Source organism: Fodinibius salipaludis (assembly GCF_002287075.1).
In the GTDB taxonomy this organism is placed as follows: domain Bacteria; phylum Bacteroidota; class Rhodothermia; order Balneolales; family Balneolaceae; genus Fodinibius; species Fodinibius salipaludis.
Map to the genome: position 1 here is coordinate 1 of NZ_NSKE01000007.1, position 25311 is coordinate 25311.

A 25311-nucleotide genomic window follows, 5' to 3' on the forward strand; every position below is an offset into this window, starting at 1 on the left:
AGGCCGATAATCTTGCCAGAGAGGCTGTCGGCCAACACGGTCTCCCGCTTTTTGATTAGCTGCGGATCAAAGTTGCTTTGACGATCCTGTGGGGTGTCGATCTCGAAAGCCCCCGCTGAACTTTTAATCGTTTTGCGGCCTTTGCCGTTGCGTTTGTTGCCACCTTTGCGCTGCTCGTCGTCCAAATGAGCTTCCATCTCGGCCTGAAGGGCCGACTCAATGAAGCTTTTGAGCATCGGAGCGAAGGCTTCATCCTTTCCAAACAATGACTCTCCTGATTTAAGTTGAGCCAAGGCTTTTTCTTGCAGTTTATCTAGTTCTTTTTGTGTCATGATTTGCCTAAGTTAGTAAGTTTTAAGTTACCAAACCTAGACAGAGTTAGATTTACACTCTCAGCAAGACAATAATGGCGTAATAGAATTACCCACAAAAGGGATATGTTACGACAGGATATATTTTGTTATTAAAGGAATGCTCATACTCATTTCTACACTGAATCGTCCAATAATCATAACATGTATAAAACACTTATCGAATTACTAAACAGTCGATGTCCTCTATCTACGTTAGACTCATGCGAAACTTATCACCATTTTTCATTTTAACATTGTATTCACCTCCATTCGCAGCTTCCATAAAGGCAATCTTATCAAGGGTAACAATGTATAAACATTGAATCAGAATAAATTTATCAATATTTAACTTCTCTTTTGTGCTTTTAAACTATCCGTACTGAGCCCCTCCCCATAATTCAGCCAGTCATAAATAGAGAATCGGGCGTTATTGCATGTTCCTGAATGTACTCATTCGGGGTTAAATCTCCTAGTGAGCTATGAGGCCGGAAGGAGTTATATTCGGTCCTCCAGGCCTCAATCTTCCCGCGGGCATCCTCAAGAGAAAGGAACCAGTTGCAGGTTCAAAAATTCATCCCGAAAGCTCCCGTTGAAAGACTCAATATAGGGGTTGTCAGTAGGTTTTCCGGGCCGGGAGAAGTCCAGCGTCACCCCGTCGTCGTAGGCCCACTGGTCGAGCGTTTTGGAGATAAACTCACTGCCATTGTCCACCTGGATCCGTTCTGGCACCTGCCCAACTCGGCGGGAAATCCGTTCCATAATTCTGGTTACATCAGTTCCTTTGATCGACTGATCCGCATGGATGGCCAGGCAGCTGCGACTAAAATTATCGACTACAGTTAAAACCCGGAATCAGCGCCCGTCGAAGAGCTTGTCGACCACAAAATCCATACTCCATAGTTGGTGGGCTCGCTTAGCTGCGGTCGATCCAGGCAATGCGCTCCAGCCCGGTTTCTTCTGGGGCGTTTGGCCCGCAGATTCAGCCCTTCAAGCTTGTATAGCGACATACGGGCTTATGATTTACACCATCCGCCTTCCCAACGAAGCAACACGTAGATGCGCCAGTATCCATAGCGCACACGGTTCGGCAAATTTTCGTGAACGCGGGTCCGAAGGGGCTTGTCGCACCGCTCAACCGGCTGGTAGCAAAATGTGGAACGGGCCGGCAGCATCACCGGGTAAGCATTCTTCAGAGCTGCAAAACCGTTGATATACCCGCAGCACCTATAGCTACAAGCGAAAACAGAAGAATGATCAGCTATTTACTAAGATTGCATCTAAAAATAATAAATTCCGTCAAGAAGTAACTTGGCTGGGTCATTGATAAAAATAAAAAAAGCCCCCCGATATCTCGGGGGGCTTTAATACAGATTATTTGTTTTTAATTTAATTTACCTTTTCTGCATTAAACCGTACCAAAATCGTACCTGGGGCACCACCGCAAGCACCTTCAACATTATCTACGAGTGCAAAGGAAAATTCACTGTCATCAGTAACATCAAAACTCGATAGAGTTGGATCATCTTCGGGGGCAAAAATGATTTCTGGTCCTCCACAAGAAAGACCCAACCCAACTCTCCCAGATAATGTTAACACATTATCTGATTGGTTTGCTGCTCTGGCAAAAGTTAAGGGAAAATCATATTCCCCAAAACTTGGTGAACCAATAGCTATACTTTCAAACACCCTTCCATTCAGAGTATTGTTGGGATCTACAGAAAGTTCAGCCTCAAACTGCATAGATTCAAATACCGGGCCAAAAGTACCAGGACCTTGCTGAGTAATTTGATAGGTACCCACATACTTTTCTGGATCGATTAGAATGGCTACCGGTGAGCGTGCTTGGAAAGGTGAGGAATAAAAGCCTCCTGTTACCGGCGGGCTTGCACTTTCAGGTCCGAATGATTTCCCGTCGGTGGTATTAACCGTCCACTGGATAGTGAAGGAATCACCTAACTCTACGTCAGACTGTTCAATACCCAGTGCGGTAATTGCTTCCTCAAAAGTAATCTCAAACTGCTTGCTCGGAAGTCCTGACTCTTCTCTCTCACTGAATTCAGAAGCAGGTACAGTCTTAACCTCAGCGTAATCTATTTCAGGTGGAGTTTCAGTATAATCATTACTGGTATATGAAACTGTAAATTCCACATTTTCCAGTTTCCCACCCTTCTCTGAATCAGAATACTCTGCAGTAAACACATAACCTGCTTCGTCAAGGTTTACATAGTCGAAACCAGCAACGTCAACACTGAGAACCCTTAAGAAGGCTCCAGTACTTTCTTCATTGAGAGTTTCTTCCAATGGAATTCGAGTATCAGGTTCCCCTGTCAGGGAGTCACAAGAAGTAACTGCCACCAACAACATCAGTACGAATAATGATGTGATATTATATTTGAAATATTTCATATTTATAATCTCCTAAAGAGTTAAAAGTCAAAGTTATAAGTACCGTCATCCCAGAAAACAGTTTCAGATCTGTCTTTTTGAGAAACAGAGTTATTCCGTTCTACCATGCTAGCGGGATATAAAAAGGAATTATACCAACTGCCTGGATTTGGAGAACGTGCCGGCTGCAAGTTATCCTGTTTATTAGGATAGCCAGTTCGTCGCATCATATTATACGCTTCCAATCCATTGGTCCATAATGCAAGGTAAAACTCCTTCGAAATGACTCGTAACTCATCTCTGCCAGCATCATCGTACCTGTTGTTCAATACATTATCAACATAATTAGTTATATCATTATCAGACATTTCTTCCTGCTCATCATCATCAAGAGTTCCCGCCGAAGCACGAACCGTTTCTAACGATTGGGTCATCGCTGTTTCAAGATGGTTTCGGGCTGCTCCTGCATTACCATTGAGACGATATTCGTATTCAGCCAACATGAAGTGAGTGAAAGATGACATCAGGATTGGATCAAAACCAGCACCCTGGAGTCCCATATCTTCCTCAGTACCTTCCTCTTGACCTGTGTCAAATGCTCCACCAACAGGGTAAACACCAAAAGTTGTACGCAGATCTCCGTCCGGGGGAATACCATCATCAATTAGGTGATCTCGTCCCCAATAGCCATTACCCAGTAAACAAAATGGATCATTTTGCTGAAAATGATTGGGCTTAAAGGCACTAATGCACGTATTTAGATTAACATCAGTTGGATCTGATGTCGTCTGACGATAGAAGTAATAGGGTGTCCTGGGATCAACATCTCCTTTATCGTTCAACATCATGTTCAAATAATTCACTGACATGTAGTCGTTGGCTACATCCACATAATTGTTAGAAAAACTTGGATGGCGTGAATCCGGATTAGTTGAGTTTGTTCCAAATTGGTAAGTGAAATTATTTGTAGATGTAGTAATAAGCATCCCTTCATCTACCAACGATTGAATAGCTGATGCATTATCAGTATTTAGATATGCTTTTAGCTTTATAGTATTTGCCGCTCGTATCCACGCATCTACCTGATCTTCTCGATCCTCAAAAGAACCATAATAGAGGTCATTATCCGGATATACAGTAGGTTCAGTTTCCAGATCAGCAATTGCATCATCTAAAAGGACTAACGCAGAATCATATACTGCTGCTCCCCCGTCTAATTCAGGGTTGAAATTTGTTTGATCTAATGCATTAGAGAGAGGCACATCTCCGTACACATCAACCAAAGTTATCATTGCATAAGCCTTCAAAACTTTGGCTGCCCCAGTATGAAAGGTTAGATCTCGCTCTTCAGCAATGGGAATAAGATTTTCCACATCAATGAACAAATCAGCATAAGCGTTACTATATAGACCATCAAATGTTGTGGGGGTATATGCGTCCGCATATGTTGCGCCAAACATATAAGTCATCCTTGACATTTCTCCGGCTTCATCTGCCGCACCCGCATATACATTGCGAGCTTCCTGTTGTATGTTATTGAACAAGAAATCAACATTTACATCTTCTGGTGATGGATTATTCGGATCTTCAAGCAAATTCGAATCAATCACTTCGCACTGAGCTATAAGCAGCGCTAAGCTTGCCATAGCTAGTATTTTGAGTAATGATTTCATAATAAATTACCTATTCTTTAAAATTTTTCTAATTAAAAACGGAGTGTAACACTTCCACCAAATCGGCGAGCTGCAGGACCAGTCAGATATTCAAATCCTCTGGAATTTCCACCAATCGAATTTACATTCGGATCAAATCCACTGGCTTCAGGCACATTAAATGCATACATCCACAGATTATCACCAGTAACAGATATTGTTACCTGACTGAATGGTGTACTTTCCAGTACAGAAGCAGGGAGATCATATCCAAGTCGGACATTGGTTAACCGGATGTGCGTCATGTCATAAACTCGCATTTCATCCGTACCGAACCCAAAGTTGTCAAAGAATACACTACTTGGACTTATCTGCACATTATTTGGTTGTCCTTGCTCATTAACACCAGGTAAAATAAAGGTGTTATTTCGGTCTACTTTAGTGGTCGTAGTAGTAAGGCCACGAGCCAGCAACGTACTAATCCATGTGCTGAACATATCGCCTCCTTGTTGGTAGTCCATCTGGAAAGAGAGTGAAGCACCCTTATAACGGAAGGTATTAGACAAACTAAGTTCCCAATCCGGATTAGGATTACCAATTTTCCCGATATCATCCTGTTCCTGGTAACTACCTACGCTGTTAATAATAGGAGTTCCAACTTCAACATCAGAAAAATTCGGATCATTTTGTTTCATCTCTTCAGTTACGCGTACGATTTTAGTACCGTACATAACCTGGAAGGGTTCACCTTCAATGGCAAAGTTACCACGAGTGGTAAAACCACCACCTACTTGGATACGATCAAGACCAGCTCCAAGTGATACTACTTCACTTCTTGAAGTATAAAAGTTAGACTTGACATCCCATTGAAATTCACCACCGGTTATTGGCTTAGCATTAATAGTGAGTTCCAAACCTTGATTCTCAATTTCACCTACATTTACAAATGTAGATGAGTATCCTGTAGAAGGATCAATAGGTGCTTGAGTAATCAGGTCAGTTGTAGAACGGGTATACGCTGAAGCTTGTAAACCAAGACGATTTTCAAAGAAACGCAGATCCACCCCTGCTTCATATTCAGTATGAAGTTCAGGCTTCAAATCTTGATTCCCGAGAAAGTTACTGGTTGCATTCGTTGTAATAACAGTTCCATCATTATTAACGAACGAACGCGCATCCGTTGCCAAGGTAGTTCGAGTACTATACGGATCCGGGGATCCAGCAGAAGTTGCAACGCCACCAAAAAGTTTAACAAACGTAATTGCATCCGAATTGATATCAATATGATCGGAGAGTATATAGGATAGATTAACAGAAGGATAGAATATACTGTTATTCTCTGGTTCTAATGTAGAAAACCAGTCATTACGGCCGGAAAGATTCAAGTAAACAAAATCTTGATAACCCAACCGGAAATCACCGTATATACCAGCAGTCTGTACATTTTCCTGGCGCTGGAAGTCAGCACCCGTAAAAAAGTTGGTAGAGGACTGGTCAGTAAAGTTCGAGTGCTCGAAAAAGTCAAAAATAAGTTGGTTTTGACTTTCAACACCCTGACGTTGATAACTTTCAGTCGTATATTGTCCACCTACTGTACCGTCAAGTGTAAAATCCTCCGTTAGCTGGTAATCAAACTGGGCATTAAGAGTGTGGTCCCATGTACTGCGGGCAATATCTATTGTTTGATAAAAGCCACTATTGAGGGGTTCCGGTCGTATACCTCCCGCGTTCTGCATATAGGCTTGACTCTCAGTATAACTGTCATACCCCATGGTATAAACGACATTAAGCCTGTCCATAGCTTGCCAGTTAAGTTCCGTCTTACCATAATAACGATCTGTTTTATTAGTAGTTATTACATTATTGGCAGTCCATCGAGGATGGGGAATTGCGTTGTCACTACGATAATAAGCAGATCCACCTGTTTGTGGATTCTGGTAGGGTATACTCAAATCAATTGACCGTGGTGTATAAAAAACATCACCAAATACAGAGGTTGAACCACCAGCTGCAGCTGGACCACTACCGCCACCGGCTGCTGTAGCTGGCGACTGTACATCCGTCAAACTCATGTTAAATGTAGTTTGTGCGGTCAGATCAGAAAACACACTATATTCCGCGCCAATTGAAAATGTATTTCTGTTAAGTTTATTATTCGGCGTAAAACCCTGCTCTTCATTTCGAGAGTAATTTAAGTTTAACCGTAAATCTTGTGTACCACCATTAATACCGATGCTCGAAGTTGAAGCTAATCCATCACGGAAGAAGGATCCCATCGGATCAGGCTTGGCTTCGTAGCGATAATCTGCATTTTGCAAATCAGGAAATGCCTGAGCCGTAGCACCATGCTGGGTCAATGGGTGGTCAATTAGAACCGTTCCATCATCAGCAAAACCTCTAAAGTCACTCCCAAACAGATTTGGGTTATCCGTATCGAATCGCGGTCCCCAATTACTATAGAACCAACCAAAATTCTGGTCAAACCCACCACCGTATTCATCCTGATAATCCGGCCGAGAAGAAATTTGTGTGGCATATACCGACTGATTCAATGTAACATTAAAACCAGGCTCCTGATCTTCACCAAAAGACCCACTCTTTGTTTTAATAATAATTACACCATTTCGACCATCCTCACCGTATAAAACAGTAGCACTTAATCCTTTCAATACCGAAACATCTTTAATATTGCTGGGAGGAATATCAAGCAGACGATGTGGATTTGTTTGTTGGCCACCCCCATCAGCCCAACTACTTGAAGCATTATTTCCACCATCAAAGCGGACTCCATCAACAATAAATAACGGTTGATTACTGCCACTAATAGATGAATAACCACGGATATTGATATCTGTACCCGAGCCGGTTACACCACCAGACGAAGATATACTAACACCTGGTAACTGGCCAGATAGAGCTCGGCCGACATCAGATTGATTTCGACTTTCCAAATCTTCAGACGCAACTTCCGAAACTCCGTACCCAAGTGCTCGCTGATCACGTTCAATACCAAAGGCTGTAACTACAACATCTTCCAGACCAACCACATCAGGTTGCATTTCGATATCAATGGTTGTTTCTTCGCCAGCTGAAACAGCAACTTCTTGATTAAAAGTTTGATACCCTACAAAAGTAGCCTGAACGGTATATGTACCCGCTGGCACATCCTCAAGAGTAAAATTACCATCAACATTTGTTGCCGCACCCATAGTTAAGCTGGGAATTTGAATATTTACACCTGGAAGTGTATCACCAGTCTGTCCATCAGTAACTGTACCTGTTATTGTCCCCTGAGCCAAAGCAGCTCCAGCAAACAAGAAGGTACAGACTAATGTAGAAAGTAACTTTTTAAGCATAATTGATATGTTTTATTATTGTTTTTATTCAACCACATTATTCCCGATGGAACTAATTTAGTAGTATCCCGTATTTTGCCCCAAAGGGTTAAAGACTATTGCACTTTTTCTCAACACATTGTTCCCTGTTCATAACTTTACCTTAATAGATTTGTGCCAGATGAACAATAGCCCTTGTTTTAAACTATTTTGAATATAGTAAAATAAATCACATTGTCAAACGTTATGAGCGTTCACTTAAGGTCGGGAGACTCATACAGTCTTATTTATTAAGGAAAAAACAAATTAAATCCGTTTTTTAATTGGCTGATATTTGCAAAACACAATTTCTCGCGGTGATAACTCTCTGGCTGAACGTAATAAGGAACAGTCGCGATCATTTCGGCTAAGTCCTAAACCTTGGGAACACATGGATAAATCCAGTCTGCCAATATACTTACTTAGTTACGAGAGAGTTGCACTCTCGAGTAATAAAGTAAACGGGAGTACAACTCCCTTGAAGCTATAAGCGACCCTTGCTCGGGAAACTGCTTTTTCAAACAACGGCTTGTCATTCTGAGCGAACAACGTGAGTCGAAGAATCTCCTTGAAATAGGCTACAAACGAACAAGAGATGATCCTTTAATATTCTACGCACACCTGCGCCAGAGCTCGTCCTACGAAGTTTTAACGTAGTAGGGGCTCCGGTGCACTTTACGAACCATGGCTGGAGATCCCTGTACCTGCCAAGTGTTTACTATGAATAATCTGAAAGGCCCTTGTTTATAGTCCAATTACAACACTGAATTCCTAGTTTTCTTATCTCTTTCCGAATCACTTTCTTATATTGTTATCGAATCATCTAATTTACTCTTGTTTCCATGGCAAATTTAGAAGAGATTAAAAAGAAAGTCCGTCCTGTATTAAAAAAGTATGGGATTCAAAAGGCTGGACTTTTCGGCTCTATAGCACGTGGTGAGGCAGAGACAAACGATGTGGATTTGCTGGTGAAAATTGATCAAAAAATCAGCCTGTTAGACTTTATTGGTATTCAACAAGAACTGGAAGATGAACTCAATCTAAATGTAGATCTTGTTGAATATGATTCGTTAAAGCCTGCCCTCAAAGATGATATTCTTAAAGATGAAGTACCGGTTATATGAGCAAGCGAAAACCTGATGTTTATCTTCAAGATATTTTATAGAGTATTAAACAAATTGAACAATATCTGGCCGGTATCGATGAAAACGAGTTTTATCAAAACCCAGAAAAGCAAGATGCTGTTTTACGTCGCTTGGAAATTATTGGAGAAGCGGTAAAACATATTTCTGATGGCATTCGTGATCAATATGATGAGGTTCCCTGGCGGAAAATCGCAGGAATGAGAGATATTATCATTCACGAGTATTTTGGAATAACGCTGAGCATGATTTGGGTTGTTACTCAACGAGAGCTTCCAGACCTGAAGTCGAAGATTGTAGATATTATCGCCGACCAAAAACAGTAGCACTCCTACCTACTTGAGATACACAACAACGGCTGATTATTGTGCTTTGCCCTCAGTATAGAACGGAATGAGGGAAACGAATGGGAACAGCCATCTCCCAACAAAGGCCGTCATTGCGCCGGGCCCTTCGAGACTTTGGTGCAGTAGGGAGCGGAATGAGTGAAACGCAGCGCGGCAATCTCCCAGAATCATTTTACTGATGTTTGAGGGATAATCCCTTCCCATTCTACGCGAACCCTTCTCTGGAGACTGCTTTTAAAAAACAACAACGCTGATGTCATCTTGAGCAAAGTGAGCATAGCGAACGGAGTCGAAAGATCTCCAAGAGTTAGCTCGAAGGTGATTAATAGATGATTCTTTAGATCCTACGCACACCTACGCCAGAGCTAGTCCTACGAAGTTTTAACATAGTAGGGGCTCCGGTGCACCTTACGAACCATGGCTGGAGATTCCTCGATTCCGCTACGCTTCACTCGGAATGACATTGCTTTTTAAGGAAGGAGTTCTTCATACAAATCCTTCCATTCTGGATTTATTCGTTGAATAAGAACCTCTTTCTTCTTGCGGGTCCATCGCTTAATTTGCTTTTCCCGATCAATAGCATCTTGTGGATAATTGTATTCTTCTACGTAGATCAACTTTGTACAATTGTAACGTTTGGTGAACCCTTCTATTAATTGCTTCTTGTGCTGCCAGCCTCGTTTGATAATGTCGCCGGTCACACCGGTATAAAGAACCGTATGGTGGACATTAGTCATTATATATACGTGATATGTTTTAACCATAAGAAAGTAAGACCCTTTCGCCTACTATTTCTTACGGTTTTATTAAAAAACAACAACGCTGATGTCATCTTGAGCAAAGTGAGCATAGCGAACGGAGTCGAAAGATCTCCAAGAGTTAGCTCGAAGATGATTGAGAGATGATCCTTTAGATTCTACGCGACCCTCGTGGCAGGAGATTCCTCGATTCCGCTGCGCTTCACTCGGAATGACATTGCTTTTTAAGGAAGGAGATCTTCATACAAATCCCGCCAGCAAAGACAATCCAAATAGCTATAGTTGTTTTAAAAGGCTTCTTACCACCTGTGTAAATGCCCTTATAATAACAATATAATTGCCCTTACTATGCCAATAACACTCTCCTTATAATGCCAATGTCATTGCCCTTACTATGCTAAAGAGACTGTCCTTATAATGCCAATGTCATTGCCCTTACTATGCTAAAGAGACTGTCCTTATAATGCCGAACAAAAAAGATCACTTAACTGACTCAACTGCTCCACCCCTACAAACAACAAAACCCGCCGGATTGCTTCGGCAGGTTTATATATCGAAATAAAAAAAGCCGCCCCGAAAACGAGGCGGCTTTAAAATGGCTAAACTTAACTTCCAATTAGTAGCCAGGATTTTGCTCCAAGTTTGGATTTGAATCCATCTCACGCTGGGGTATTGGCCATAACGTCATATCTTGGCTAATACCAAACTGATTGGCAGCCATACCTAAACGCTTATAGTCAAACCAACGGTGTCCTTCCTGTGCTAACTCCAAACCACGTTGATACATAACTGCATCAATTACTTCCTGATCGGACGTGAAATCTGTTGCAGCATAGTCTGTAGTATATGGACCTCCTGAAGGGTCCTGGTTTTCATAGGCTCTACGCTGAACCATATTTAGGTCCGAAGCCACACCAGCATAATCAGGCGTGTCCTTCAATCCTTGTGCTTCAGCACGGATGAGATACATCTCCGCAAGACGGATAATGATCACATCATCATTACCTTCGAGCTCAAAATACTTTCCGAGCTCAGATTGTCCATCCCCATCAAAATCTTGCAAATTGATGGCTGCTCGTAAATCTTCACTGGCAAAAGCCGAAGTATATGATCCTGAAGGGGCATATTCTCTACGCCCACCGTATCCATTTGGTCGAGCAAAGAATGAAAGACTATTATCATCTTCTGAGGTAAACTCTAACCTGAAAATTGGCTCCGTAGTAGACGGAGTATTTCCAAAGAGACCTTCATAGGTACCGAGTGCAAATTCACCACTATCAATTACTTGAGTAGCATAATCTTCAGCTACTTCATAATTACCTTGATATAAATGAACTCGAGCTAACAATGCCTTAGCCGTATATCCGGTAGCATTACGAGAGTTTGCAGAGCCCGTGGCACCTAAGGTGCTTTCAGCCTGTTCCAAATCGGTTACTATCTGATCATAAACGGCAGAAACAGAACTGCGCTCCACAAAGCTTTCCTCACCCAACGAAGTGGTTGGAGTAGTAATAACAGGCAATCCACCAAAAAAGCGAACGAGTGAATGATAAGCCAAAGCCCGAAGAATTTTTGATTCGGCGACAATCTGATTTTTTTCAGCATCGCTAAACCCCTCTTCATCTATATCCGGAACATTGGCAATAAGGTTATTTGCAATGTTAATCAAGTTGTAGTACTCGATCCACATATCACGCCCTTCGGCATTAGTAGGCAGCATATTATATTGATCAACAGACGCCCAAGAAGGAAATGATCCTGAATGGCCCGCATAATCACCGGCCAATTCAGTAAATACATAATCGTCCTCAATCACTTCCTGATAGGCAGAATATGCACCGGCAAGGGTAGAATTTGCCCCCTGCTCAGTCGTCAACACCGTCTCCGACGGTAAGCTTTGCTGTGGTGTCTGATCGGTCACATCGCACGATGTAGCCACAAACACAACCAGCAATGCAGTTGTTACTTTTTTAAATAAATTCTTCATAATTATTCCTGTTTATAAATTTTAAAGTCCAATATTAATTCCAACCTGAACACTACGCGCATGCGGGTAGCTGAAGAAATCAGTTCCCAGTGCAGTGTTGCTACCATCAAAGGTATTAATCTCAGGATCTAAGCCCGGATAATCGGTCACAGTAAAGATGTTCTGCCCCGTTGCATAAATACGCAGACTTCGGAGCCCAAATTGCTCCAAGTGATCGGCCGTAAAATTATAAGCCACCGTCAAGTTTTTAAGTCGCATATATGATCCATCATACATCATAAAGTCGGACTCACGCGTGTTTTGATTGCTATCGAACCAAGAGGAACGGGGAACATTCGTATCCGTATTTTCTGGTGTCCAGCGATCTTTTGCACGATCCCATGAATTGTAAGCATACCCATAGTGGCCATAGAAACCCTGTGCATTGTTAAATATCTCGTTTCCATAACTGAACTGCAGGAATGCACTCAGTTCAAACCCTTTGTAGTTCAACTTGTTCGTCAAACCCCCGGTAAAGTCAGGCTGAGCCGAACCAATCACTTTTTGATCCTCTGAGTTCACCACGCCATCATCGTTGATGTCAACAAATTTAATATCACCAGGTCGTGCACTTCCAGCATCATAACCAGCATTATCTAACTCTTCCTGGGTATTCCAGAGTCCATCAGACACATAGCCGTAGAATGCACCCAATGGCTCACCTACCGCAACGCGATTGGCAAAACCAGACGCAAAAGGCTGATCCTGATACAGCGCCGTTACTTCATTCCTATTATGTGAGATGTTGAAATCAGTGGTCCAGGAGAAATCCTGGGTTTGAACATTAATAGAATTAATCGCTAACTCTAGCCCTTTGTTTTCAATAGAACCAATGTTACTGTCAAATCCAGTAAAACCAGTTGATGCCGGTACAGGTCGGTTCAACAAGAGATCATCCGTTTGTTTGATGTATCCATCAATTGTTACTGTGAGACGCTCCTCAAGAACGGCAAGGTCGATACCTGCATTATACTGGGTAGTTTCCTCCCAACGCAGGTCAGGATTAGCTAACTGATTTGGTGCCAATGCCGGCGTACCTGAATAGCTTTCCACCCCATATAACGCTTGGTATGAGAAGTTACCAATACTTTGATTACCTGTGATACCCGCACTTAATCGTACCTTCAGGTTATCAATCGCATCAACATCGCTCATGAAGTCTTCATTGGTCACTCTCCAAGCAACCGATGCAGATGGAAAGAATCCATACTCATTATCTTTACTGAATCGTGAAGAACCATCAACACGACCCGTCAAAGTAACCAAGTAACGATCGTCGTAGTCGTAATTTGCACGAGCAGTATATGACTCAAGTCCATTAGTTGTTACTAAAGAACCACCGGTTGTAGTAGCAGCATTATTGATAGTTGTCAAATCATCACTTGGATAAAACTGGCCATCAGCAAATGTCCGTTCAAATTTTGTTTCCTGATAACTTACCACACCAAGAGCGTTCAGGCTATGTGCCCCAAAATCATTGGTATAAGCAAGTCGAAGTTCAGTCAACCATGTTTGTTCTAACCCAATACTATAGAAACCACTGCCCGAGGGAGATCCCTGGTTTGTAAAACTTGGTGAGTAGGTTTCCTCATTAAGATCATAGCGATCTATACCTGCAGTACCAGTCACGGAAAGATTGTCGGTCAGGTCATAACTGGCTTCCACATTACCAATAAAACGCGTACGCAATGCATCATTAGTTACCTGTGCTGCTGAAACAGGGTTAGAGAATGAACCAACATTGGAGGTATATTCTCCGCTTTCTGATCTAACAGGGGCAGTTGGATAAGCAAGTATAGCATTTGTTAAAACACCATAAATATTATTGTCATTTTCCAAGCGCTCCGTAGTAGAACGACTATACGAAACACGAGAGTTAATATCGGCTCTTTCGTTGATCTGGTGTTCGAGATTCATCCGACCGCTCAAGCGTTCAAAGCCGGCATTTTCCATGATCCCGTCTTCATTGAAATAATTCCCAGATAAGAAGTATTGGGTAGTTTCATCTCCACCTTGTGCCGATATATTGAACTCATCGGTAATCCCCGTGTTGAAGACCTTATCTTGCCAATCAGTAGTCGGTGCTTCTGAAGGATTAGCCCCATATTGGTCTAATGCACTAATTCCTGAGTAACGTCCAACAGTTCCTATTGAAGGTGCTAATGGAGCAATTGTATTTTGAAAAAAGCCTTGTACTGCATTATAACGGTCTTCATAAGATCCCCAATTCCCATATGGATCTTGAACTACAGTAACTTGCTGACCAAAAAGTGATGAGGCAATACTATTAATATCACCATACATCCCGTCAACATACATCTCTACAAATTCAGGACCACTTAACATATCAAGCTCATTGTTGAATTCCTTTACGCCGTGACTATAGCCGAAATCAATCTGGGTATCACCGGCAGAGCCGTCTTTAGTGGTAATAAGAACAACACCATTCGCCCCACGAGCACCATAAATGGCCGTCGCTGAGGCATCCTTTAAGACCTCAATGGATTTAATATCCTGCGGATTTACCGTAGACAGACCATTCAGACCTTGGTTACCTACGCCAACAGCAGAATTACTGGAATTAGAGACGGGAACACCGTCAATAACATAGAGCGGTTCGTTAGATGCGTTAATAGAAGTAGATCCTCGAACACGCACTTTAATACCACCACCAGGTGTTCCAGAGTTTTGTACAATGTTAACACCAGCAGCACGTCCCTGGAGGAGTGAGTTGGCATTAGAAGAAGAAACATCATCAAAATCTTCTGAACTAACAGATGTAATTGAACTGGTCAGGTTTCCTCGTTCTACCTGCTCACCGTAACCGGTAACAACAACGTCCCCTAACTGGGCAACGTCAGATTGCAGTTCAACATCGATTGTAGATCGACCTTCAATTGCTATTTCTTGTTTTACATAACCAACGTAAGTGTACCGTCAGAGGGGGCGTCAATTTCATACGTCCCGTCCTGTCCGGTAGCGGTTCCCCGCTGGGTTCCTTGTAACATAACTGTAACTCCCGGCAGAGGTTCACCGTCTGCAGCATCCACAACGGTACCAGAAACGGTAACGTCTTGTGCAAATGCCGAGGTGGCAAACATCAAACCGAAAGTACATACTAATAGAGATAGTACCTTCAACTTCATAATTAGAGATAGTTTTAGTTTAGATTAATACCCCTTAATGTTATGCTAACTTGGGCTATCTAAGAATAAACTAGATTAACCAACGTTATACATACAATGAAGAGATGTTATTTATGGGTTAAGCCTTCGGTGCAGTACGCAACGAATAGCCTAATTTCTTCGAAAAAAGAGTTGTCTAAGAGCAATTCCTAAAATTTGATTAATAGCCGTAATAAGATTTGACAGAGCAACAATTGTGATATAAGCCGAATGTATTTTACCACAGCCCGTCAATGCCGTCGGGAACTATAAGAATTCCCTAGTCGCTTGTCAACTAAAAGTTTCGAAAAAATATTTTTTTTTAAAAAGTGATTTTTTAAAACACTAGTAACAAAGGGTAATATAATCGGTATACGGATGCGAACGCTTTTACTTTTCTTTACGTGTTTATTTGCTGCCCAGCTCATTAGCTGCAGCAGCAGTAAAATGGATAACGTCCAACGCGGCATAGACTATAACTACAAATCGGGCTATCCTGAGTTCAGATCGAGTGTTTTTGGATTTGTCGAGGAGAATGAGGGGCCCGTACTCGAAATTACGACGGATATTGTCAAGGGGAGTTTGGTGTACGGCAGTAAGGGGGAAACGGACTCACTTTCGGCGGATGTGGCGGTAGATATTCAAATAACGGATCTTAACGGAGAGCAAAATATTGGTTCCAAGCGTATTACCCGGCAAGTCGTAACAGGTGATGAATCAATCACACACAGCCGGGAGGTTCTTAGCATTCCCTACCAGCTACAGGTGAAGCCGGGCAACTATGAAGTTTCTGTGACCGTACGGGATCTCAATTCAAAACAAAAGCTCACCCAAACCAGTAAAGCCTATATCCCGGGTGCAAAACAGAATGACTATACGCTCAGCGAGGTTCAGCTATTCGGCAAAGAAAATGGCGATAATACGTGGTCGCAGATATCGGGCTATCATGTGTCTAATGCGATAGATTCCCTTCGGTTTGTTTTTCAAGTTATCAGTCCCCAGCCAGATACTCCGCTAACCCTTGATACCCGCCTGGTGTCTTTCGCTTCGGATACCGGACTTCCTCGAGCTATAACGCGCAATAATTACAGCTCTTCATCAATTGAATACAAGGGCATCGATTTTGATCAAACAACGGAAATTCAGTCTACCCGTCGCGTTCTTTCTGACTATGGCAGTGTATTTGTGGAGTATAAATTTGCTAATCAAAACCGGGGAAACTACCGTTTTGAGGTTACTGCTGCTAAAGAGAATGATAATGATGAAGAAATCTTTAAGGGGCGCTCGTTTGGAATAAAAAGCAAGAACTTTCCCGCCGTGGAGAGCGTGCGAGAATTGGCTCGTCCCCTCTATTACCTGATGGGCCGTGGTGATCACGAAGAGCTGATGGCCATTTCTGACACGGATTCACTGAAGCAGGCGATGGACCGTTTCTGGCTAAAGAATATTGGGAATAAAAGGGAGGCACAACAGGTTATTGAGCAGTATTACACCCGTGTTGAAGAAGCCAACAAACGATTTTCAAATTTTAAGGAGGGCTGGAAAACGGATCGGGGAATGGTTTATATTCTTTTCGGGGAACCTTTTCATACCCGGGACCGTCTCCGCCAATTGGTTTGGTATTATTCTTATAATACGGAGGATCCGCGATATCGCTTCTTTTTTGAGCAGCCAAAACTCAATAATCAGTTCTTTCCTTTTGACCACTACGTGCTTAACCGTAATAACAATTACTACAATATTGTGTATACCCAGCGGGGCTTATGGCTAAACGGACAGATATTGCAGCGGCAAATTTAGGGGAATGAGTTATAGAGTAACTAAGTGATTAAGTGATAAAGTTACAGAGTGTGGGAATAGCTAAATAAGTAGTTACGAATTTTTTATAAGTGGCAAAATTCTTTCTGTTGTGTTACGAGAGAGTTGTACTCTCGAGTAATCAGGAGTACAACGCCCTCTGAACTTAGTTTAGAGCTTAAATACATTATGACGCGGAGCATCGTAATGATGATTGAGTAATATTAAGGATTACGCCCAATCGACAACAAAATAACTCAGTCACTTTGTTACCTTGTCACCTCATCACTTAATTCCTCCCTCACCTAATCACTATCCACCGCTGTCATCCGTCGTCAAACATCCATCAGTCAACCTCAAACAAAAAAAAGCACGGCCCTACGGAGATGCTTCCAAATATCAACATTTTAACATTAAGAATTAAAACATAATCGGGAGTGTAATTCCCTCTGGAGGGTCTGGGAAGACAAAGCTTTAAAGCACCCAATACAAGTGCTGGGGGGGCTGCTGATTGGGGTCAATGGGTGTTTTTTTTAAGTTAGCTCGGTCGATTTGCAGGGTCTTGCCGGTTATTAAAAAGAAACAATATTTCGACTTGCTGACCATCAAACCGGTAGTAAATGGTAATATGCTTATTTAGAACCGCCCGTCGGGCGTTGGTTATGGATGCTTATTTCTGAAAAGCTTCTGGGTACCGAGCTATCATACCTACTCGTTTGAGTAGTTCCCCCAAAAAATCATTGGCCGTTTCTCGATTCCACGCCTCTTTAAGATAATTGAGTATCGAATCAACATTCCGGTCGGCCTCATCCGACCAAACAACGTTATAATCGGTCGGCATGCTTTTTTATAAATTCTTCGTTGGATAGCGTTCGTCCGTTTTCAACATCATCCATTCCTCGTTTGATGCCCGCTTTTTCAACCTCGGAGATCTCATTCCACCAGTCTTTGCCTTCTGATCCTTCCTTAAGCATACTTACATTTTCGATCATGGCCTGATCTTCAAGTTGGATAATCCAATTGATCAACTCTTTTTTATTGGCTGTTGTAGCACCCATAATAAATTTCTCCAATTAGCATTTATATAAAAATAACGTAAAAAAAGAACAATCGTATATCTATCGACTTCCCCAACTTAGTTCAAATTTGCAACACTATTCCGCTCAGGATTAAGCTCCCCCTATCGGATAGCTGCAGGTGCTATCCGATAGATTTACAAGTACCCTCCTCACCCATGCGATGACAAATTCAGCCATTGGATGGGCACCCGGTCTTACTCTGTAACTTTGTCACTTAATCACTTCATCACTCCATCACTTAATAACTTCTCAAACAATACTTCGCGGAATACGAGACGGTATCTGCACCAACACTTCATAATTCATGTTGTTGCGCATCTCACTGAAAGAAGAAACGGTTATTTCCTGCTCTCCCTGATGTCCAATAATAACGACCTCATCACCCTTTTTAACATTAGGAATATCCGTGACATCCACCGTCAATAAATTCATATTCACCAATCCGGCCACGGGCGCACGTTTACCATTTATAAGTACAATTCCCACATTCGTCAAATTACGACCAAAGCCATGCGAATAACCAATTGGGACCGTTGCAATCGTCTCATCACGACCGGTTAAATAGGTATTACCATACCCTACAAATTCCCCGGCCGGCACCTCTTTTGTGCTCATTACATGACTTTTCCAACTTAACACCCGCTCGAGGGGATCTTTATGCTCTTTATTGATATCGGGATACTTCTTAACAAAGTTCATATATGTTTCCCGGTTCGGCCAAAAACCGTACTGTGCAATCCCAAAACGCACGATATCCATGATCGTTTCGGGATAATTCAGTGCCGATGCCGAACAGGCAGTATGACGATGCCTGGCCTCAATCCCTTGATCTTCAAACCACGAACTATATTCCTTGAAATTTTCGATCTGCTTCTGAATACGTACATAGTTTCCCACACTTTCGGCCCCCGCATAATGAGTGCAGATACCATCAATCTGTAGGTGCTTGTGATTATTTCTGATAATATCAACGGCCTCTTCAAACTGATCTTTTTCCAGTCCCACCCTATTCATACCGGTTTCGAGATGGAGATGGATGCGCGCCGGTTTCCCAATGCGCTGTGCTTCCTTAACAGCAAATTTCAGACGATCCAGCTCAAAAATAAAGAACGAAATATTACGCTCAATAGCCCATCCCAATGCACCGTTATTAATCATTCCCATAATCATAATATGGGTGTCCTCCTCGGTACTTGCCCGGGCCGCCTGACGGGCTTCATCAGAACTAAACACCGAAAAGTGACGAACACCACATTCCTCCGCCATCGGAACAAAATGACCTATGCCATGCCCATATGCATTTCCCTTTATAACTGAGCTGAACACTACATCTTTACCAATATAATCCTTCAAAAAGCTGATATTTTTCTCAAAAGCCTGCTTACTTAACTCAATCCATGAAGGATATAACTCATTACTCATGATCTGTCAATCGTTTCGTTTATTATTTGCATGAACATTGAAATACCGGTGGCTAAAATTTCATCGGGAAAGTCGTATTTTTGGGCATGCAAGGCCGGATGGTCTTTTCCTGCACCTAATCCGAACATTGCCCCTTTATATTCCTTTGTAAAGTGACCAAAATCTTCTGACCAGCTAAACGGTTCTTTTTTCTGATGCATTTCCAGTCCGGATTTTTCCGAGGCGGTTTTAATAATTTCCCCCGCTTCCTCATTATTAACCGTAGCGGGAAACTCTTCAACCCACTCGACGTCAATCTCAAGATCAAAGGTATCTGCATACCCCTTTGCTATTTGGATGCAATGATCTTTTAGCTTTGCTAACAGTTCATCATCATAGGTTCGCAGCGTAGCCATCACGGTGCCCCGGCCCGGAGACGTTCCAAAAGCCCGTTCCCCCACCGCAGCGTGAATAACAGTTACTTTTGCTGATTCTTCCAGCGGAACATGAAACTGCGGAGCTGCCGAAAATGACTGTATAGTTTGGGCCACGGCCAACGCTGGACTATTTCCTTCTTCGGGATGTGCGGCATGAGCAGTAGCTCCCTTAAAACGAACAATTAATCCCACCGAAGCCGCCGCAAAAGTATCATTTTTCACAACAACTTGGTGTTTTTTAACACCCGGCAAATTATGAAGCGCAAAACAGTAATCAGGTGCTAAATTCTTGAATCGCGAATCTTGCATTACACGCGCGGCTCCTTTCCCGGTTTCTTCGGCCGGCTGAAAGAGAAGAGTTACCTTGCCTGCTTGCGGTCGGTGTTTTTCCAGCAGTTTGGCCACTCCGGCAACAATGGTCATGTGTCCGTCGTGACCACATTTGTGACCGACACCATCTGTTTCAGATCGATAGTCGGCTTCGATGTCATCAGATATGGGCAACCCATCGAGTTCGCAGCGAATCAGCACATGCGGACCGGCCTTCTTTGAATCATAGGTAGCCAGCACCCCACATCCCCCAATAGTTGTCTGTAGCTCATCGGGGTTTGTCGCTGATATAAAATCGGTAATAATATCTGCTGTTTGCTGCTCTTTTCCCGATACCTCGGCTGCAGCATGTAGCTTATGACGCAACTTCTTTAATTCATTTAAATGTGGATCAGTATCCAAATTGAGGGGCATGCCTAAAGTTCCTAAATCACAATTTATGCAAGGCGTAAGTAGTGGATTTTAAAGCAGAATTGCCAATTCATGTTCATGCTAAAATTGTTCCACCGCAGAGCAGTGGAACGAGATAAACGTTCTTCGGGAGTACAACTCCCTCAAAACTAAAACCTATCCAGTTGCGAGTCCAGCAAAAACAGTTGCGAGAGAGTTGCACTCTCGAGCAATGGCTTAAGTCTATTAAAAATAAATTTTGTAAGGATGAGACTTCTTGAGCCTCCTACTTATAAACAGATTATCTAATGGGCACCTGGAAAATACATTCTGATACTAAATATTATTTTTGTACTACTTCCATTACATGCTGGTATCCTGTTTTTACAGAAATAGAATACTTTACAATAATTATTGACAGCTTAGCATATTGCCAAAATAATAAAGGCTTAGCTCTTCACGGGTACGTTATAATGCTCAACCATCTACATTTGATCATTTCTGCAAATGGTTCTATCTCTATTCCGGATATCATTAGGGATTTTAAACGCTATACTTCATCTGAAATTAGTTCTTTACTGAAAACAAATAATCAGAAAAACGCTTTAAGAATTTTTAAAGAAGCAGTCATTGACTCTAAAAACAATCAAGAATACCAAGTCTGGCAACCGAGTTACCATCCGATTGGGTTACAAACAGAACATTTTTTCAAACAAAAGCTCAACTATATTCATCAAAATCCCGTCGAAAAAGGATATGTTAATGAGCCAGAACATTGGAGATTTTCCAGTGCTGCAAATTATTCCGGGTTCAATAATGTGCCAATAGCAATTGATAAACTATAATTACGCTCAGCGTTCTTCGGGAGTACAACTCCCTCAGAACTAATACTGTCAAGTTGCGAGAGAGTTGTACTCTCGAGCAACGGATTAAGCCGTCGTTTCAATACAAATCACCCAGTACTATTCTGGGATCGGGAAAAGTCTGCAGCGCCTCTTCCCTATTTTCGGGTGCTACCACGCCCGGCATATCGGCTTCTTGTGGATCTTCGACCGAAAGTTGAAAATGTAGATGGGGCGCCCATCCTCCGTTCACTCCCTGACTTCCAAGGGTGGCTATTTTTTGTCCTTTTTTGATGGCTTCTCCAACCGAGACCATTTCCAGAGCTTCTTCAGATAAATGCCCATAAAGGGCGTAAAGAGGCGAATCATTCAGCTCATACTTAATGACAATCGTGGGTCCATAGTCTCCGGGCTGATCGTTATTCTGAATATAAGCGACCTCTCCATCCCAAAATGAAAAGACCGGTGCCCCGGTCTGAGTCCAGATATCGATACCCATGTGTACATTACGCTCATTATGGAACATCGATTCCAAATACATATTTGAGCGCTTTTCATTGTATTTACCAATCCCCCACTCTTTTGATCGGATAAAATCGGCATCATATCCCTGGCTAAAATCAAATAGATAAAGAGCATCCCTGTTATCGGGATAATCCATAACTTTGCCAAAATTATAATCAGAATAGGTATTCATTTTATCACCTCAACTATTTATGGCATAGATATACATCGGGTGGAGCAGATAACATAGCTATCCTAATCTATTACCCACTTTCAAAATACAAAAGTGGTATTTCTTGACTACTCCTCTACCATTTTATCGATATAGTCTGAATTCATAATCCCCAATGCGCCCATATATTTCATCCGGAACCGAATGAAATCGCCCACTTCGTATCCGGCCTTGTTGTCCCCCACATCCAAAATGAGCATATCCGAACTGGCATCAGCAATTTTTACATTATCATCCATATTAATAAGATGATCGGGGTTAATATCGAGGTAGCCGATATCCAAAATAGCTCGGTATGAGGTTTCTCCATAGTCATCCTCATCGATATCCATAACTTCGCCCTGTGGATTCATGCCCAGCTCTCCACTCGGCACTTTGGGTTTTTCAGCTATTTCAATGACCTGGGAATACAGTTCCAAAACATCATTGTGCATCCCTTCGATCGTGCCGTCGGTAAATAAGTTTTTGCCAAAAAAGAGCGCTTCTCCCACTCGAAAGTGGTTAACCCCGCTCGGCAATTGGTTTCGCAAAAGAAGAGGAATAGTCACCGTAGTACCTCCCGATACCAGCGGAATTTCTTTATTGAAGCGAAGCTCAATGATCTGCTTATACAGTGACAGCTGAATGAGCTTATCCTCATCCGGCATCACGCCGTGCATGCAGTTCAGGTTTGCCCCAATGCCGATCACCTCAATATTCGAGAGCTTAAAAACCTTCTCGTAAAAGTCGATCAGGTTTTCACGAATCACCCCTTCACGCAGATCACCCAGCTCAATCATAATAATGACCTTGTGGACTTTATCCTGTTTCTGGGCTTCCTCCGAGAGAGCATGTAGCGTTGAGAGCTCCGTATTCAGGCTCACATCGGCATACTTTACCACCGAATCTATAATATCCTTTGGCGGCGGCTTGATATACGTTGTAAGCGTATCAGGATCAATCTCTTTAATCTTTTTGAGATTGCTGATTCGGGAGTCCAGCATTTCCCCGATACCAAGATCCGCCACCTCTTTCAGATATTCCTCATGCCCGCAGAGCAGCTTGGTAGTAATCCCCCATTTGATATCATTATCCTTGAAAAGGGTATCCAAGTAATTATAATTATGACGCAGCTTATCTCTATATAATTTTAAATAGGCCATCCCTATTTGCTCAGTCGCATTTCAAGATATTTATTCGTAAACCCGTATTTCTCATACAGATATTTGGCGGGATTATCGGATTCAACATGGAGCGCGATATCTCCTTCTGTTGCATCAATAATACGCTCCATCAGCTCTTTGCCAAGACCTTCTCCGCGATAATCACTATGTACGGCAATATACACCAAAATATGTTCGGGAATAAATCCACCCATATTGGTATGATTAATAATAACAGCTCCCACAATTTGATCCTTTTCGTGAGCTACTAATATAAATCCATCCTGTCCTTCTCCATCTCCGTAAGCATAGGCAATACAAGACAAAATATGTTTCTTTTCATCTCCGTATTCATCCAAATGCTCGTAAAGAAAATTAGCAATATCTTCTCGACCAAAGGTCGTTGGGTTTTCGATATCAGAGTGTACTAAATCAAATTCAATCATTATTGATTTATAGCATTAACATTAACTGCTGATGTATCAGTCATATTCTCGGTATTTTCATCGGGAAATGCCAATGATACGGCAACAAACACAATTGCCGACACAGTAATTCCAAATACATTGGCATCCAATCCGGCCGGTAGCTCTTCCAAAAATAATTCTAATGAAACAGTAGTAGATCCGCCAAAAATCATCGCCGCTATGGCACCAATGCTACTGCTTTTAGGCCAATAAAGAGCGCCAATAATCGGAACAAAAAGACCCGATACCATAAATGCATAAGAGTATAACATCAAATCAAGCACATTCGTCATTGTTGTAGCAATTAGCAAGGCAAATGTTCCGATCACAAGTGTTGTAATCTGTGAAAACCGCAAAAAGGTATCGCTGTCATGGTCAATATCTTTAAAATAGCCAATAATATCGGAAACCACGTTGCCGGATGCGGCCATCAGGCAACTGTCTGCGGTAGACAAAATAGCCGAGAAATAGGCACTCATCATAATCCCCATAAGTCCGACGGGCAGTACTGTACGAAGCAGCATTGGTAGACCGGTTTCGGGATCGGTCTCAGATACATCGGCAGCACCCAAATATTCGAACATCCCTTGTTCAGCTCCGACTTTGGCAAATAATCCTAATGATACACCCATAAAAGCCATAATGGGCCATTCAAACACACCGGCCAGATACCAGGCTCGTTTAGCCGTTTCCTCGTCATTACAGGCATAAATGCGTTGATAGAGCGTCATACCTACAAACCAGATGGGTATTATCGTAACGGTCCAATAAATAACATCCTGCCAGGAAATATTGGACATGGAAAGCAAAGCCGGATCTACCGTTTTAGAAATTTCCTCCCATCCGCCAACGGCTGTGTACGAAATAGGGATCCCGATAAAAATGAGTCCGATCATAAGAATCGTCCACTGCACGGTATCGGTATAAATAACCGCTTTAAGCCCGCCCATTACAGTATAAACTACGGCCACCGATCCCATAATAATTAATGCTGTCTGCAGATCGAGATCAGCAAATGTTCCGGTAGCCAACTTGGCCCCGGCTAAAATCTGTGAACTGGTAAAGCCGGCATACCCAATTGCAGAAATAGTACCTGCAACCAGCGCCACTTGTGGGGTAAAATAGTGTTTAAACACTTCAGGAAAGGTAAACGCTTTATCAAAAACGGGGTTCCCTTTTACTTTGGGGATAAGAAAAACAGCTGCCAACCAGGCTCCCAGCAAACCCGTAAAAAGCATCCATGAGCCGGATATGCCCATTACAAAACCAAGGCCACCCAATCCAATAGAAAAACCACCACCGACATCAGTTGCAACAACTGAAAGCCCGATATGTAGACTATTCATATTACGACCGCCCACATAATAATCATCGGCTCCTTCATTTCTCTGAAGAAAAAAGACGCCGAATCCCAACATTCCTACCATATATAGGAAAAAGATCGTCAGGTCAATCCAATGCATATCCTGTTACTCTGTAATTGGACTTC

General features: G+C 42.4%; 20 protein-coding genes and 1 pseudogene. 4 read left to right on the top strand and 17 right to left on the bottom strand.

Translation table 11 applies throughout. From position 1 onward, the window contains the following. The 5 genes and pseudogenes from CK503_RS10225 to CK503_RS10255 form a co-directional block, all read right to left on the bottom strand. Positions 1-332, bottom strand: a 332-nt coding sequence (locus tag CK503_RS10225) for a transposase (RefSeq protein WP_176466286.1), incomplete at its 3' end; no start/stop codon positions are given. A 419-nt stretch (positions 333-751) separates the two neighbouring features. Further along, positions 752-1549 (bottom strand): annotated as a pseudogene (locus CK503_RS16530) (IS3 family transposase); the annotation flags it as partial. A 190-nt stretch (positions 1550-1739) separates the two neighbouring features. Then, positions 1740-2759: a hypothetical protein gene (locus CK503_RS10245; protein WP_141239918.1), complete on the bottom strand. Its 1020-nt coding sequence runs from the start codon at positions 2757-2759 to the stop codon at positions 1740-1742. A 20-nt stretch (positions 2760-2779) separates the two neighbouring features. Beyond that, entirely contained in the window at positions 2780-4411 is a 1632-nt protein-coding gene (locus CK503_RS10250; RefSeq protein WP_095606726.1) for a SusD/RagB family nutrient-binding outer membrane lipoprotein, read from the bottom strand. Positions 4412-4443: 32 nt separating this feature from the next. Further along, a complete protein-coding gene (locus tag CK503_RS10255) occupies positions 4444-7746 on the bottom strand; it encodes a SusC/RagA family TonB-linked outer membrane protein (RefSeq protein ID WP_095606727.1) in 3303 nt (1100 codons plus the stop codon). Positions 7747-8606: 860 nt separating this feature from the next. On the opposite strand from CK503_RS10255, the gene CK503_RS10260 reads away from it, so the two are divergent. Both CK503_RS10260 and CK503_RS10265 read left to right on the top strand, forming a co-directional pair. Beyond that, a complete protein-coding gene (locus CK503_RS10260) occupies positions 8607-8888 on the top strand; it encodes a nucleotidyltransferase family protein (protein WP_095606728.1) in 282 nt (93 codons plus the stop codon). A 53-nt stretch (positions 8889-8941) separates the two neighbouring features. Then, positions 8942-9232 (top strand): HepT-like ribonuclease domain-containing protein, encoded by a 291-nt coding sequence (locus CK503_RS10265; RefSeq protein ID WP_255233399.1) that lies wholly within the window; start codon positions 8942-8944, stop codon positions 9230-9232. A gap of 491 nt (positions 9233-9723) precedes the next feature. Here the strand turns inward: CK503_RS10265 and CK503_RS10270 are convergent, their stop codons facing one another. The 4 genes from CK503_RS10270 to CK503_RS10285 form a co-directional block, all read right to left on the bottom strand. Next, a complete protein-coding gene (locus CK503_RS10270) occupies positions 9724-10017 on the bottom strand; it encodes a GIY-YIG nuclease family protein (RefSeq protein WP_217988400.1) in 294 nt (97 codons plus the stop codon). A 610-nt stretch (positions 10018-10627) separates the two neighbouring features. Further along, complete coding sequence (locus CK503_RS10275; RefSeq protein ID WP_095606729.1) at positions 10628-11998, bottom strand: RagB/SusD family nutrient uptake outer membrane protein; 1371 nt, start codon at positions 11996-11998, stop codon at positions 10628-10630. A 21-nt stretch (positions 11999-12019) separates the two neighbouring features. After that, positions 12020-14941: a SusC/RagA family TonB-linked outer membrane protein gene (locus CK503_RS10280; protein WP_095606730.1), complete on the bottom strand. Its 2922-nt coding sequence runs from the start codon at positions 14939-14941 to the stop codon at positions 12020-12022. A gap of 8 nt (positions 14942-14949) precedes the next feature. Then, a complete protein-coding gene (locus CK503_RS10285; RefSeq protein ID WP_095606731.1) occupies positions 14950-15183 on the bottom strand; it encodes a carboxypeptidase-like regulatory domain-containing protein in 234 nt (77 codons plus the stop codon). Between the two features lie 465 nt (positions 15184-15648). On the opposite strand from CK503_RS10285, the gene CK503_RS10290 reads away from it, so the two are divergent. Beyond that, complete coding sequence (locus tag CK503_RS10290; RefSeq protein ID WP_176466288.1) at positions 15649-17001, top strand: GWxTD domain-containing protein; 1353 nt, start codon at positions 15649-15651, stop codon at positions 16999-17001. 667 nt (positions 17002-17668) lie between these two features. Here CK503_RS10290 and CK503_RS16000 read toward each other — a convergent pair. The 4 genes from CK503_RS16000 to CK503_RS10305 form a co-directional block, all read right to left on the bottom strand. Continuing rightward, positions 17669-17839 carry a type II toxin-antitoxin system RelE/ParE family toxin gene (locus tag CK503_RS16000; RefSeq protein WP_141239919.1) on the bottom strand — a complete coding sequence of 57 codons (171 nt, stop codon included), beginning with the start codon at positions 17837-17839 and terminating at the stop codon, positions 17669-17671. Further along, positions 17823-18056: a hypothetical protein gene (locus CK503_RS10295; protein ID WP_095606733.1), complete on the bottom strand. Its 234-nt coding sequence runs from the start codon at positions 18054-18056 to the stop codon at positions 17823-17825. The genes CK503_RS16000 and CK503_RS10295 overlap by 17 nt, the downstream gene beginning before the upstream one ends. Before the next feature lie 270 nt (positions 18057-18326). Next, the gene (gene alr, locus CK503_RS10300; RefSeq protein WP_095606734.1) at positions 18327-19499 is read right to left on the bottom strand and encodes an alanine racemase; all 1173 of its coding nucleotides are present in this window, start codon (positions 19497-19499) and stop codon (positions 18327-18329) included. Continuing rightward, the gene (locus CK503_RS10305; protein WP_095606735.1) at positions 19496-20659 is read right to left on the bottom strand and encodes an amidohydrolase; all 1164 of its coding nucleotides are present in this window, start codon (positions 20657-20659) and stop codon (positions 19496-19498) included. Before CK503_RS10305 ends, alr begins: the two co-directional genes overlap by 4 nt. Positions 20660-20943: 284 nt before the next feature. Between CK503_RS10305 and CK503_RS10310 the strand changes: the two genes are divergently transcribed. Further along, complete coding sequence (locus tag CK503_RS10310) at positions 20944-21480, top strand: REP-associated tyrosine transposase (protein ID WP_095606736.1); 537 nt, start codon at positions 20944-20946, stop codon at positions 21478-21480. 97 nt (positions 21481-21577) lie between these two features. On the opposite strand, the gene CK503_RS10315 is transcribed toward CK503_RS10310, so the two are convergent. The 4 genes from CK503_RS10315 to CK503_RS10330 form a co-directional block, all read right to left on the bottom strand. Beyond that, positions 21578-22174 (bottom strand): peptidoglycan DD-metalloendopeptidase family protein, encoded by a 597-nt coding sequence (locus tag CK503_RS10315; RefSeq protein WP_095606737.1) that lies wholly within the window; start codon positions 22172-22174, stop codon positions 21578-21580. A gap of 107 nt (positions 22175-22281) precedes the next feature. Then, positions 22282-23355: an alanine racemase gene (locus tag CK503_RS10320; protein ID WP_095606738.1), complete on the bottom strand. Its 1074-nt coding sequence runs from the start codon at positions 23353-23355 to the stop codon at positions 22282-22284. Positions 23356-23357: 2 nt separating this feature from the next. Continuing rightward, positions 23358-23801 (bottom strand): GNAT family N-acetyltransferase, encoded by a 444-nt coding sequence (locus CK503_RS10325; protein WP_095606739.1) that lies wholly within the window; start codon positions 23799-23801, stop codon positions 23358-23360. Continuing rightward, positions 23801-25285: a sodium:solute symporter family protein gene (locus CK503_RS10330; RefSeq protein ID WP_095606740.1), complete on the bottom strand. Its 1485-nt coding sequence runs from the start codon at positions 25283-25285 to the stop codon at positions 23801-23803. Before CK503_RS10330 ends, CK503_RS10325 begins: the two co-directional genes overlap by 1 nt. Positions 25286-25311: the final 26 nt, after the last annotated feature.

Excerpts from the sequence above, each read along its gene's own strand:
- CK503_RS10315 (WP_095606737.1), bottom strand. The coding sequence starts at position 22,174 with ATGAATACCTATTCTGATTATAATTTTGGCAAAGTTATGGATTATCCC.
- CK503_RS10295 (WP_095606733.1), bottom strand. The coding sequence starts at position 18,056 with ATGGGTGCTACAACAGCCAATAAAAAAGAGTTGATCAATTGGATTATC.
- CK503_RS10255 (WP_095606727.1), bottom strand. The coding sequence starts at position 7,746 with ATGCTTAAAAAGTTACTTTCTACATTAGTCTGTACCTTCTTGTTTGCT.
- alr (WP_095606734.1), bottom strand. The coding sequence starts at position 19,499 with ATGAGTAATGAGTTATATCCTTCATGGATTGAGTTAAGTAAGCAGGCT.
- CK503_RS10245 (WP_141239918.1), bottom strand. The coding sequence starts at position 2,759 with ATGAAATATTTCAAATATAATATCACATCATTATTCGTACTGATGTTG.
- CK503_RS10320 (WP_095606738.1), bottom strand. The coding sequence starts at position 23,355 with ATGGCCTATTTAAAATTATATAGAGATAAGCTGCGTCATAATTATAAT.
- CK503_RS10250 (WP_095606726.1), bottom strand. The coding sequence starts at position 4,411 with ATGAAATCATTACTCAAAATACTAGCTATGGCAAGCTTAGCGCTGCTT.
- CK503_RS10310 (WP_095606736.1), top strand. The coding sequence starts at position 20,944 with ATGGGCACCTGGAAAATACATTCTGATACTAAATATTATTTTTGTACT.
- CK503_RS10285 (WP_095606731.1), bottom strand. The coding sequence starts at position 15,183 with ATGAAGTTGAAGGTACTATCTCTATTAGTATGTACTTTCGGTTTGATG.
- CK503_RS10330 (WP_095606740.1), bottom strand. The coding sequence starts at position 25,285 with ATGCATTGGATTGACCTGACGATCTTTTTCCTATATATGGTAGGAATG.
- CK503_RS10305 (WP_095606735.1), bottom strand. The coding sequence starts at position 20,659 with ATGCCCCTCAATTTGGATACTGATCCACATTTAAATGAATTAAAGAAG.
- CK503_RS10290 (WP_176466288.1), top strand. The coding sequence starts at position 15,649 with ATGGATAACGTCCAACGCGGCATAGACTATAACTACAAATCGGGCTAT.
- CK503_RS16000 (WP_141239919.1), bottom strand. The coding sequence starts at position 17,839 with ATGCCGACCGATTATAACGTTGTTTGGTCGGATGAGGCCGACCGGAAT.
- CK503_RS10260 (WP_095606728.1), top strand. The coding sequence starts at position 8,607 with ATGGCAAATTTAGAAGAGATTAAAAAGAAAGTCCGTCCTGTATTAAAA.
- CK503_RS10270 (WP_217988400.1), bottom strand. The coding sequence starts at position 10,017 with ATGGTTAAAACATATCACGTATATATAATGACTAATGTCCACCATACG.
- CK503_RS10325 (WP_095606739.1), bottom strand. The coding sequence starts at position 23,801 with ATGATTGAATTTGATTTAGTACACTCTGATATCGAAAACCCAACGACC.
- CK503_RS10275 (WP_095606729.1), bottom strand. The coding sequence starts at position 11,998 with ATGAAGAATTTATTTAAAAAAGTAACAACTGCATTGCTGGTTGTGTTT.